The sequence below is a fragment of the Bacteroides faecichinchillae JCM 17102 genome (assembly GCF_000614145.1).
Lineage (GTDB): Bacteria > Bacteroidota > Bacteroidia > Bacteroidales > Bacteroidaceae > Bacteroides > Bacteroides faecichinchillae.
This window is the reverse complement of the sequence record NZ_BAKK01000031.1, coordinates 44,344-55,641: the sequence shown is the minus strand read 5'-3', so window position 1 is coordinate 55,641 and position 11,298 is coordinate 44,344. Positions and strand designations below refer to the sequence as shown.

General features: G+C 39.9%; 11 protein-coding genes and 1 pseudogene. 11 read left to right on the top strand and 1 reads right to left on the bottom strand.

From position 1 onward, the window contains the following. Window positions 1-563: 563 nt before the first annotated feature. Window positions 564-1,442: an NAD kinase gene (locus JCM17102_RS14825; protein WP_025075725.1), complete on the bottom strand. Its 879-nt coding sequence runs from the start codon at window positions 1,440-1,442 to the stop codon at window positions 564-566. Between the two features lie 148 nt (window positions 1,443-1,590). Between JCM17102_RS14825 and JCM17102_RS14820 the strand changes: the two genes are divergently transcribed. The 11 genes and pseudogenes from JCM17102_RS14820 (at window position 1,591) to JCM17102_RS14770 (ending at window position 11,243) form a co-directional block, all read left to right on the top strand. Next, window positions 1,591-2,304 carry a pyridoxine 5'-phosphate synthase gene (locus JCM17102_RS14820; RefSeq protein ID WP_025075724.1) on the top strand — a complete coding sequence of 238 codons (714 nt, stop codon included), beginning with the start codon at window positions 1,591-1,593 and terminating at the stop codon, window positions 2,302-2,304. Then, the gene (locus JCM17102_RS14815; protein ID WP_025075723.1) at window positions 2,304-3,020 is read left to right on the top strand and encodes a MotA/TolQ/ExbB proton channel family protein; all 717 of its coding nucleotides are present in this window, start codon (window positions 2,304-2,306) and stop codon (window positions 3,018-3,020) included. Before JCM17102_RS14820 ends, JCM17102_RS14815 begins: the two co-directional genes overlap by 1 nt. A 2-nt stretch (window positions 3,021-3,022) precedes the next feature. Then, window positions 3,023-3,439 carry an ExbD/TolR family protein gene (locus JCM17102_RS14810; RefSeq protein WP_025075722.1) on the top strand — a complete coding sequence of 139 codons (417 nt, stop codon included), beginning with the start codon at window positions 3,023-3,025 and terminating at the stop codon, window positions 3,437-3,439. Between the two features lie 5 nt (window positions 3,440-3,444). Further along, on the top strand, window positions 3,445-4,320 hold the full coding sequence (locus JCM17102_RS14805; RefSeq protein ID WP_025075721.1) for an energy transducer TonB family protein: 876 nt from the start codon (window positions 3,445-3,447) through the stop codon (window positions 4,318-4,320). Between the two features lie 25 nt (window positions 4,321-4,345). Next, window positions 4,346-4,897 (top strand): DJ-1 family glyoxalase III, encoded by a 552-nt coding sequence (locus tag JCM17102_RS14800; RefSeq protein ID WP_025075720.1) that lies wholly within the window; start codon window positions 4,346-4,348, stop codon window positions 4,895-4,897. Window positions 4,898-4,904: 7 nt separating this feature from the next. Further along, window positions 4,905-5,564 carry a 2-C-methyl-D-erythritol 4-phosphate cytidylyltransferase gene (locus JCM17102_RS14795; protein WP_025075719.1) on the top strand — a complete coding sequence of 220 codons (660 nt, stop codon included), beginning with the start codon at window positions 4,905-4,907 and terminating at the stop codon, window positions 5,562-5,564. Next, complete coding sequence (gene recG, locus JCM17102_RS14790; RefSeq protein ID WP_025075718.1) at window positions 5,565-7,661, top strand: ATP-dependent DNA helicase RecG; 2,097 nt, start codon at window positions 5,565-5,567, stop codon at window positions 7,659-7,661. It abuts the gene before it with no gap. Between the two features lie 219 nt (window positions 7,662-7,880). Further along, window positions 7,881-8,344: pseudogene (ndk, locus tag JCM17102_RS27830) on the top strand (nucleoside-diphosphate kinase). A 21-nt stretch (window positions 8,345-8,365) separates the two neighbouring features. Beyond that, window positions 8,366-9,247 carry a peptidoglycan DD-metalloendopeptidase family protein gene (locus JCM17102_RS14780; RefSeq protein WP_025075717.1) on the top strand — a complete coding sequence of 294 codons (882 nt, stop codon included), beginning with the start codon at window positions 8,366-8,368 and terminating at the stop codon, window positions 9,245-9,247. A 108-nt stretch (window positions 9,248-9,355) separates the two neighbouring features. After that, window positions 9,356-9,898 (top strand): DUF1599 domain-containing protein, encoded by a 543-nt coding sequence (locus JCM17102_RS14775; protein WP_025075716.1) that lies wholly within the window; start codon window positions 9,356-9,358, stop codon window positions 9,896-9,898. Then, complete coding sequence (locus tag JCM17102_RS14770; RefSeq protein ID WP_025075715.1) at window positions 9,888-11,243, top strand: BT_3928 family protein; 1,356 nt, start codon at window positions 9,888-9,890, stop codon at window positions 11,241-11,243. Before JCM17102_RS14775 ends, JCM17102_RS14770 begins: the two co-directional genes overlap by 11 nt. The last annotated feature ends 55 nt before the right edge of the window (window positions 11,244-11,298 follow it).

Genomic DNA, 11,298 nt, shown 5'->3' with positions numbered 1-11,298 from the left:
AAGAAAAGCCTTATATTGCTCATAAACAATATAAGGCTTTTCTGTAATTATATAGTTTGATTAATGCTTTTCGGACTATAGTTACAAAGTGGTTCTTATAACTATTACTTCTTTCTTCCTAGAGTATTAATAGATAAGTTCCTGTCTCTTAATACAAAACTTGCTCTAATCTAATACAAAACTTGTTTGCGCCTAATATAAATCTATAATTGCAAGTTTTGATTATATAAATGAAACTTGCGTTTATATAAATGCAAGTTCCGTTTATAGATTGAATCAAATAGAGAGAAACTTTGCTATTAAAGGAAAAGAAGTTTACTCCTAATAAAGAGGAATTTATCTATTAATACTTTGGAATAGAAGTAGTAAGTGTTAATGGGTGATAGGTGATAGATGCGGTGATAGATTGTTTTAACCTATCACCATGTCTCAAAGTACGATGAATAAGCGGTTATAGATCTTCCGGTGATAGGTGATAGAGAAAAATGAATTATTTCTATAGTGGGATTTCTTATTTAAAATGTGAAAAGGAATAAATTGTTCTAACAAAGGTTTTCAGAGCCTTAGCTGTTGCTCCTTCCATCCGCTCCCCACATCATTTTACTGCGAAGTGTATCAAAAAATATGTGGTTGAAGCGTTTTATTACTTTAATACTGTAGTCAGCTTTACGGATTTTGAGTTGAGTCGTCTCCTTGCAACTCTCACTTCGCCCGTCAATAGCTACGAGAAAATTATGACTACGACTCTCTACATCAAGAGTTATTTCCCAATCGTCACGAATGACAATAGGACGGATGTTGAGGCTGTGAGGCGCTACAGGAGTAATAGCAATCGCATTGCAATGGGGAACAATAATAGGACCGCCTACACTGAGAGAATATGCAGTAGAACCGGTAGGAGTCGTTATTACCAGACCATCGGCTTGATACGTATTCAAATAAGCTCCGTTGATAGCTGTACGAATACTGATCATCGAAGAACTATCCCGTTTCAGAACAGCAATCTCATTAAGTGCGTATGGATAATTCTGCAAGCGTTTGTCATTACAAATAAGCTGTAATACCCCCCTTTCTTCCACACTATATCTTCCGGAGAAAATTTCTTCGAATGTCTCTTCCATTTCCTCCGGTGAGATATCGGCTAGAAATCCTAAACGTCCCGTATTAATTCCAAGGATAGGGATTCCCTTTCTGCCTACACGACTAGCCGCTTTCAGGAAAGTACCGTCGCCACCGATACTGATTACCATATCAGCCGTAAAATCATTGCCATCAAACAAACGGTCAGCATGGATCTGCATTTTTAGGTCTGAAGTCAGAAATTGATAAAATTCTCTGCACACATAGATCTCTGTTCCATGCTTTTGCAGGAGTTGGAACAGATTAGCGGCATGAGAAGACTTCTTAGCCTGAAAAGTATTTCCGAAAATGGCAAATTTCATAAGTTATATCATTAGTTTCGATTGCAAATTTGGCATTTTTTCTTGGAATTCTACTTTAAATAACCAAAAAAGAACTAAGAATGCGTTTCGTATTATTAGGCAACTAATAATAATATTTGTATTTTTGCGGCAAATATTGCATAAAACTATGACTAAATTAAGTGTGAACATAAACAAGATTGCTACATTGAGAAATGCGCGTGGAGGGGATGTCCCCAATGTGGTAAAGGTAGCTCTTGATTGTGAAACTTTTGGTGCCGACGGTATTACCGTTCATCCCCGTCCTGACGAACGTCACATTCGCCAGGCAGATGTATATGATTTGCGTCCATTGTTACGGACAGAATTTAATATCGAAGGTTATCCGAGCCCTGAGTTTATAGATCTGGTATTGAAGGTAAAACCGCATCAGGTTACTTTGGTTCCCGATTCTCCTTCTCAAATCACATCCAACTCCGGGTGGGATACGAAAGTGAATCTGGAATTCTTGAGGGAAGTGCTCGACCAATTCAATAGTGCCGGTATCCGTACTTCTGTGTTTGTTGCTGCCGATCCGGAAATGGTGGAATATGCTGCAAAAGCAGGAGCAGACCGTGTAGAACTCTATACTGAACCTTATGCTACGGATTACCCTAAAGATCCTGAAGCGGCTATCGCTCCTTTTATAGAAGCGGCAAAAACTGCCCGTAAGTTGGGATTAGGCTTGAATGCCGGACACGACTTGAGTCTTGTGAACTTAAATTATTTCTATAAAAACATTTCTTGGTTGGATGAAGTTTCCATCGGACATGCATTAATTAGTGATGCGTTGTATCTGGGATTGGAGCGTACCATTCAGGAATATAAAAACTGTCTACGCTAATGAATGGATTGATGTTATTGGCCCAAGGGGCTATGAGTATGGCTGATTCGCTTGCGACAGCCAATCCTGTGTTAACTCCGGTCAGTGCTCCGGAAATGAACATGCTTGATATGGCTATCAAGGGTGGCTGGATTATGATTGTACTGGGAGTACTTTCGGTGGTATGCTTCTATATTCTGTTCGAACGTAATTACATGATTCGTAAGGCTGGAAAAGAAGATCCGATGTTTATGGACCGTATCAAAGATTATATTCATAGTGGTGAGATAAAAGCGGCTATTAATTATTGCCGTACCATGAATACCCCCTCGGCTCGTATGATTGAAAAGGGTATTAGCCGTTTGGGCCGTCCGATTAATGACGTACAGGCTGCTATTGAAAATGTTGGTAATATCGAAGTTGCCAAGCTTGAAAAAGGACTGACTGTAATGGCAACCATTTCCGGTGGTGCTCCGATGCTCGGATTCTTGGGTACGGTGACCGGTATGGTGCGTGCTTTCTACGAGATGGCCAATGCAGGAAGCGGCAACATTGACATTACACTGCTCTCCGGTGGTATCTACGAAGCTATGATTACCACAGTCGGTGGTTTGATTGTAGGTATCATTGCCATGTTTGCTTATAACTATCTGGTGATGTTGGTAGACCGCGTCGTAAACAAGATGGAATCTCGTACAATGGAGTTTATGGACTTGTTGAATGAGCCAACGAAATAACTATGGGATTAAAGAGAAGAAATAAAATATCGCCCAATTTTAGTATGGCATCCATGACGGACGTCATTTTCCTGTTATTGATCTTCTTTATGATTACTTCTACAGTGGTATCGCCCAATGCAATAAAGGTGTTGTTACCTCAAGGAAAACAACAAACCTCGGCCAAACCGCTGACGAGAGTGATCATTGATAAAGACCTTAAGTTCTACGCTGCTTTCGGTAATGAAAAGGAGAAAACACTAACTTTGGACGAACTGACTCCGTTCCTGAAATCATGTTCGGAGAAGGAACCTGAAATGTATGTTGCATTGTATGCGGATGAAACAGTACCTTATCGCGAAGTGGTGAAGATACTGAATATTGCGAATGAGAATCATTTTAAAATGGTGCTGGCTACCCGCCCACCGGAAAATAAATAAGAATGATGGACAGAAGAAAAAAGGGTGAATATATCGGAGCGTTGGGTGCACTGTTGGTGCACGTGGCAGTGATTGCTCTTTTGATTCTGGTGAGCTTTACGGTTCCCCAGCCGGATGAAGATGCTGGTGGAATACCTGTCATGATGGGAAATGTAGATACTGCACGAGGCTTTGAGGATCCTTCATTGGTGGATGTGGATATATTGCCGGAAGAACCGGCTGTTGCCGAGCCCGAACCGACTCCGCCGGAAGTTCCTTCTGAACAGGAATTGCTGACACAAACGGAAGAAGAAACAGTGGCTATTAAACCAAAGACGGAACCAAAGAAAGAAACCGTGAAACCAAAAGAAGTGACTAAACCAAAGGAACCAGTAAAGAAACCGGAGAAGACGGAAGCAGAGAAAGCGGCAGAAGCGAAACGTTTGGCAGAAGAAAAGGCAGAACGTGAGCGGAAAGCAGCCGAAGAAGCTGCAAAGAAAAAAGTTGCAAATGCTTTTGGTAAAGGTGCTCAGATGGGAGGAAATAAAGGAACTTCTGAATCCGGAACCGGAGTGGAAGGTAGTAAGGACGGAAATTCTTCTACAGGAGCGAAGACTGGAGTTGCCGGTTACGGAACATTTAACCTCGGTGGACGTTCTTTAGGTGAAGGTGGTTTACCGAAGCCTGTCTATAATGTACAGGAAGAGGGACGTGTGGTTGTAAATATTACGGTGAATCCTGCAGGTTTGGTTATTGCTACCAGTATAAACCCTCAAACAAATACGGTGAATGCCGTTTTGCGTAAATCAGCGGAGGATGCCGCAAAAAAGGCTCGTTTCAATTCGGTAGATGGAGTAAACAACCAGAGTGGAACGATTACTTATTATTTTAATTTGAAATAGTATCACTGATCAAAATATTAAGATTATGGGAACTGTATATGCTTTTTTTGCAGATGGTTTTGAAGAAATAGAAGCCTTTACTGCCGTTGATACACTGAGACGTGCCGGGTTGAACGTAGAAATCGTATCTGTTACTCCGGATGAAATTGTAGTAGGTGCACATGATGTATCTTTGCTTTGTGACATTAACTTTGATAATTGTGACTTCTTTGATGCCGATTTGTTGTTGTTGCCGGGTGGAATGCCGGGGGCAGCTACTCTTGATAAACATGAAGGATTACGCAGATTGATCTTGGACTTTGCAGCCAAGAATAAACCAATCGCTGCAATTTGTGCCGCTCCGATGGTATTAGGAAAGTTGGGCTTGTTGAAAGGTAAGAAAGTTACTTGTTATCCAAGCTTCGAACAATACTTGGATGGAGCCGAGTGTGTTAATCAACCAGTTGTTCGTGATGGAAATATTATCACAGGTATGGGGCCGGGAGCTGCAATGGAATTTGCTTTGACTATTGTTGAATTGTTGGTCGGTAAAGAAAAAGTTGACGAATTGGTAGAGGCAATGTGCGTTAAACGCTGAACTGCTTATGAATCGATATGTGATTATTGTTGCCGGTGGCAAGGGGTTGCGGATGGGAAGTGATTTACCTAAACAATTTCTTCCCATCGGCAACAAACCTGTATTGATGCGTACTTTGGAAGTCTTTCGGAAATTTGATGCGAATCTTCAGATTATCCTGGTACTTCCACTTGCACAACAGGAGTTTTGGAAGCAACTCTGTGAAAAGTATTGTTTTACTGTGGAGCATGTTGTTGCCGATGGTGGTGAAACTCGTTTCCATTCAGTGAAAAACGGATTAGCACAAGTAAAAGGTCCCGGATTGGTCGGCGTACATGATGGAGTTCGTCCATTCGTGGCAGTTGAAGTGATTCGTAATTGTTATATTCTGGCAAAGCAATACAAAGCTGTAATTCCGGTGATTGATGTTGTCGAGACTTTGCGGCATTTGACTGATGCAGGAAGTGAGACAGTCAGTCGTAATGACTATAAACTTGTACAAACTCCTCAGGTTTTTGATGTGGAACTTCTTAAACAGGCTTATGCGCAGGAATATACTCCGTTTTTTACCGATGATGCTTCTGTAGTAGAAGCTATGGGTGTTTCTGTTTATCTTGCACCCGGTAATCGTGAAAATATAAAAATAACTACTCCTTTCGATTTGAAAATAGGGAGTGTTCTCTTGTAAATGTTCGATTTAGTTACACGTGACATAAAATATATCTCCGGTGTAGGTCCTCAAAAGGCAACTGTATTAAATAAGGAGTTAGGAATCTACTCTTTGCATGATTTGATTTATTATTTCCCCTATAAATATGTAGACCGGAGCCGCATCTATTACATTCACGAAATAGATGGTAATATGCCGTATATCCAATTGAAAGGGAAAATTCTCGGCTTCGAAACAGCAGGTGAAGGACGGCAACGTCGTTTGACAGCTCATTTCTTTGATGGTACAGGCGTAGTGGACTTGGTGTGGTTTCAGGGAATTAAATATATATTGGAAAAATACAAGCTTCACGAAGAATATATCATATTTGGCAAGCCAACTGTTTTTAATGGACGGATCAATGTGGCACATCCTGATATCGATAAAACGGATGAGTTAAAACTTTCTTCCGTGGGACTGCAACCTTATTATAATACAACGGAGAAGATGAAGCGTTGTTTTCTCAATTCTCATGCTATTGAGAAGATGATGACAGTGGTTATTCAACAAATACAGGAACCTCTGCCGGAAACACTTTCTCCTAAACTGCTGGCCGAGCATCATTTGATGTCTTTGACGGAAGCTCTTCGAAATATTCATTTTCCCGCAAATCCTGATGTGTTGCGCAGAGCACAATATCGTCTTAAATTTGAAGAGCTGTTTTATGTGCAATTAAATATTCTCCGGTATGCCAAAGACAGGCAAAGGCGTTATCGGGGATATGTCTTCGAAAAGGTGGGCGATATATTTAATACCTTTTATACACAGAATCTCCCTTTCCAACTGACGGGTGCTCAGAAGAGAGTGCTGAAAGAAATAAGAAACGATGTCGGAAGTGGAAAGCAGATGAACCGTCTTCTACAAGGAGACGTAGGTAGTGGAAAGACTTTGGTTGCGTTGATGAGTATGTTGTTGGCGTTGGACAATGGTTTTCAAGCTTGCATGATGGCTCCTACTGAGATTTTAGCAAATCAACATTACGAAACCATCAAAGAGTTACTCTTTGGCATGGACATTCGTGTGGAACTTTTGACAGGTTCCATCAAAGGGAAAAAAAGGGAAGCTATTCTGGTCGGTCTATTAACAGGAGATGTGCATATATTAATAGGTACACATGCTGTTATTGAGGATACGGTAAACTTCTCTTCTTTGGGATTTGTGGTGATTGATGAGCAACATCGCTTTGGTGTGGCACAACGGGCCCGTCTTTGGAGTAAGAATGTTCAGCCACCTCATGTGCTTGTGATGACTGCAACCCCAATTCCCCGTACGTTGGCGATGACTTTATATGGCGACTTGGATGTTTCTATTATTGATGAACTCCCACCAGGACGAAAGCCAATCGCTACGATTCATCAGTTTGATAATCGTCGTGAAAGTCTATATCGTTCAGTGCACAAACAAATTGAAGAAGGACGCCAGGTATATATCGTCTATCCTCTGATAAAGGAAAGTGAGAAGATTGATTTGAAGAATCTAGAAGAGGGATATCAACATATTCTTGAAGAATTTCCCGAATGTAAAGTTTGCAAAGTACATGGTAAAATGAAGTCGGCTGAGAAAGACGAGCAAATGCAGCTTTTTGTTTCGGGACAGGCACAGATTATGGTGGCTACTACTGTGATAGAAGTGGGCGTAAATGTACCTAATGCTTCTGTGATGATTATAGAAAATGCCGAACGTTTCGGTCTCTCACAATTGCATCAGTTGCGGGGTAGAGTGGGGCGTGGTGCTGATCAGTCTTATTGTATTTTGGTTACTACTTATAAACTGACGGAAGATACCCGAAAGCGGCTTGAGATTATGGTACGTACCAATGATGGATTTGAAATTGCTGAGGCCGATTTGAAGTTGCGTGGTCCCGGTGATTTGGAAGGTACGCAACAGAGTGGTGTCGCTTTTGATTTGAAGATTGCGGATATTGCTCGTGACGGACAATTGTTGCAATATGTTCGTTCGATAGCTGAAGATATTGTGGAGCATGATCCTATGGCAGAGAATCTGGAAAATGAAATCTTATGGCGTCAGTTGAAGGCACTTCGGAAGTCGAACGTTAATTGGGCTGCGATTAGTTGAAAACGGTTAAACATACAGTTTATTTACGTAAATGTGTTGCAAAACATGTTTTTTCTTTATTTCTCCTATTCATAGGCACTTACAGCTTGTTTTTAGTCTTTCTTTAGTCCTGCCTATCTGAAAAATAGTTAATAATAAACTTGCTGTTTCATTGGAAAATGCTATCTTTGGGAGAATTTTTAGAAAATGTATTGTTTAACCGTCTGAATATTGCATATTATGCTTGAAAAAACATTGGTCATTTTAAAGCCTTGTACCCTTCAACGGGGATTGTTGGTGAGATTACTCATCGCTTTGAACGTAAAGGATTACGATTGGCTGGAATGAAGATGATGCAATTGACTGACGCTTTGTTAAGTGAACATTATTCTCACCTGAGCAGTAAACCCTTCTTCCAACGGGTGAAGGATTCAATGATGACAGCTCCTGTTATTGTTTGTTGCTTTGAAGGTGTGGACGCTATTCAAACAGTCCGTACATTGGCGGGACCAACTAATGGACGCCTGGCAGCACCAGGAACCATTCGTGGAGATTATAGTATGAGTTTTCAAGAGAATATCGTTCATACTTCTGATTCCCCGGAGACTGCAGCTGCTGAATTAACAAGATTTTTTAAACCGGAAGAAATATTCGATTATAAGCAGATTACATTTGACTACTTGTATGCAAATGACGAATATTGATTGAACAATTGACGAGAACGAATGAATTTTAATTGTATTATTAAAACAGGATTGGTTGCGGTAGCGGCTATGGTCAGTTTGAGCTCCTTTTCGCAAGATCTGATTGCCCGTCAGGCACCAATAGATAAAAAATTAAAAACAGTAGACTCTTTGGCATTGCAAAAGCAAATTCGTATTGAGCAGTCTGAATACCCTGCCCTTAGTCTATATCCAACTTGGAATAACCAATATGTACATGCATACGGAAAAGATGTTATTATTCCTGATTCTTATACTATTGACTTGACAGGTTTCCATATGCCGACTCCAAGTACGAAGATCACTTCACCTTTTGGTCCGCGTTGGAGAAGAATGCACAATGGTCTGGACTTGAAGGTAAATATCGGTGATACTATTGTAGCTGCTTTTGACGGTAAGGTACGTATTGTAAAATATGAGCGTAAAGGATATGGTAAATATGTAGTGATACGTCATGATAATGGTTTGGAAACTGTATATGGCCACTTGTCTAAACAACTCGTAGAAGAAAACCAATTGGTAAAAGCTGGTGAAGTGATTGGTTTGGGTGGTAACACCGGACGTTCTACAGGTTCACATCTTCATTTTGAAACTCGTTTCTTGGGGATTGCTATCAATCCGGTTTATATGTTTGATTTCCCAAAACAAGATATCGTAGCTGATACTTACACATTCCGTAAAACTCAACGTAAGAATTCGACTCGTGCTGGTTCTCATGATGCGGAAATAGCTGATGGAACGGTTCGTTACTATAAAGTGAAGAAGGGTGACTCTTTGTCACGTATTTCTAAGTTGACGGGAGTCTCTATTACGAAACTCTGTGAGTTGAATCGTATTACTACTAAGAGTACTTTGAGATTAAATCAAGTTTTGCGTTGTTCGTAAAAAGTAATACAATATAATCTTTTGCAGAGGGCACTTTAATATAATTTAGAGTGCCCTCTTTCTGTTTTTACTTAATTATTGTTACCTTTGCACACTATTTGGAAGAAAATGAAAGATACCAAGCAACAATTTGAACATGTCATCGCTTTGTGCCGTGACTTATTTTCCAAGAAGCTGCATGATTATGGGCCTGCATGGCGCATTTTGCGTCCAGCTTCGGTAACTGACCAGATTTTTATTAAAGCCAACCGTATACGTAGCATTGAAATAAAAGGAGTAACCTTGATAGATGAAGGGATTCGTTCTGAATTCATTGCTATTGTTAATTATGGTCTAATAGGATTGATTCAATTAGAATTGGGATATGCTGAATCTGCGGATATAAGCAATGAGGAAGCATTGGCCTTGTATGATAAATATGCTAAAGAAGCTTTGGAATTAATGCTTGCCAAGAATCATGATTATGATGAAGCTTGGAGAAGTATGCGTGTTAGTTCTTACACAGATCTGATCCTGATGAAAATCTATCGTACCAAACAGATTGAGAGCTTGTCAGGAAACACTTTAGTGTCGGAAGGTATCGATGCCAATTACATGGATATGATTAATTACTCTGTTTTCGGACTGATCAAAATAGAATTTGAAGGATAAGCATTTACATATCATTCAGCAGATAGGAGCGAATGTTTGCCGTTTTTTGATGGCAGCAGCATTTATCTTTTCCGGGTTTGTGAAGTCTGTAGACCCGCTAGGTTCGCAGTACAAGATACAAGATTATCTTTCAGCGTTCGGGATGGCTTCTTGGTTTCCTTCCTTTTTCCCGTTGTTAGGGGGAATTATTCTATCTGCGATTGAGTTCTCTGTTGGTATTTTCCTGTTTTTCGGTGTCAGAAGATCAGTAGCTTCTACTTTAGCATTGATCCTGATGATTTTCATGACTCCGTTGACTTTATATCTTGCACTTTTTAATCCGGTTTCAGATTGTGGCTGTTTTGGTGATGCATGGGTATTGACCAACTGGGAGACTTTCGGAAAGAATGTGATATTGTTGATCGCAGCAGTCATCGTATTTAAAGAAAGAAAGCTGCTCATTCGGTTTGTAAGTCAAAAAATGGAGTGGTTGGTATCTCTATATACTTTGTTTTTTGTATTTGCATTATCATTTTATTGTCTAGATCGTTTGCCAGTTTTAGATTTCCGACCTTATAAGATTGGAAAGAATATCCCGGAAGGCATGACTATTCCGGATGGATCTAAACCAAGCGTATATGAAAGTATATTCACTTTAGAGAAAAACGGAGAAAAGAAAGAGTTTACATTAGAGAACTATCCGGATAGCACATGGAAATTTATAGATACCCGTACGGTTCTTAAAGAAAAAGGATACGAACCTCCTATTCACGATTTCTCGATGTTAGAACTGAATACGGGAGATGATATAACAGATGATGTACTGACTGATATGGGGTATACCTTCCTGTTAGTGGCTCATCGTATTGAGGAGGCTGACGATAGTAATATCGATCTGATTAATGAAGTTTTTGATTATTCTGTAGAACATGGTTATAAGTTTTATTGCCTGACTTCTTCACCGGAAGAACAAATTGAGTTGTGGAAGGATAAGACAGGGGCTGAATATCCTTTTTGCCAGTTGGATGATATTACATTGAAAACGATGATACGTTCTAATCCGGGATTGATGTTAATAAAGAATGGAACCATCCTGAATAAGTGGAGCGATGAAGATATCCCGGATGAGTATGTGCTGACTGATAAGTTGGAAAATCTACCACTGGGACAAGTGAAAGTGGAGAGTGATACTCATACTATTGGATTTGTCGTTTTATGGTTTGTAATACCATTGTTGTTGGTGTTAGGAGTAGATATCTTAATCGTTCGTCGCCGGGAACGCAGAGCTACTAAGAAACGACAAAATAATGTAAATGAAAAGAATGAGAAAACAAGGGAGGATAACGGAGAGAAATCTTCATTCTAAGTTATCTGCTTGAAGATTTATAAATAGATAGTAATTTATTAACCCTTTAAATAAA

Coding starts and splice junctions, on each gene's coding strand:
- JCM17102_RS14825 (WP_025075725.1), bottom strand. CDS start 1,442: ATGAAATTTGCCATTTTCGGAAATACTTTTCAGGCTAAGAAGTCTTCT.
- JCM17102_RS14820 (WP_025075724.1), top strand. CDS start 1,591: ATGACTAAATTAAGTGTGAACATAAACAAGATTGCTACATTGAGAAAT.
- JCM17102_RS14815 (WP_025075723.1), top strand. CDS start 2,304: ATGAATGGATTGATGTTATTGGCCCAAGGGGCTATGAGTATGGCTGAT.
- JCM17102_RS14810 (WP_025075722.1), top strand. CDS start 3,023: ATGGGATTAAAGAGAAGAAATAAAATATCGCCCAATTTTAGTATGGCA.
- JCM17102_RS14805 (WP_025075721.1), top strand. CDS start 3,445: ATGGACAGAAGAAAAAAGGGTGAATATATCGGAGCGTTGGGTGCACTG.
- JCM17102_RS14800 (WP_025075720.1), top strand. CDS start 4,346: ATGGGAACTGTATATGCTTTTTTTGCAGATGGTTTTGAAGAAATAGAA.
- JCM17102_RS14795 (WP_025075719.1), top strand. CDS start 4,905: ATGAATCGATATGTGATTATTGTTGCCGGTGGCAAGGGGTTGCGGATG.
- recG (WP_025075718.1), top strand. CDS start 5,565: ATGTTCGATTTAGTTACACGTGACATAAAATATATCTCCGGTGTAGGT.
- JCM17102_RS14780 (WP_025075717.1), top strand. CDS start 8,366: ATGAATTTTAATTGTATTATTAAAACAGGATTGGTTGCGGTAGCGGCT.
- JCM17102_RS14775 (WP_025075716.1), top strand. CDS start 9,356: ATGAAAGATACCAAGCAACAATTTGAACATGTCATCGCTTTGTGCCGT.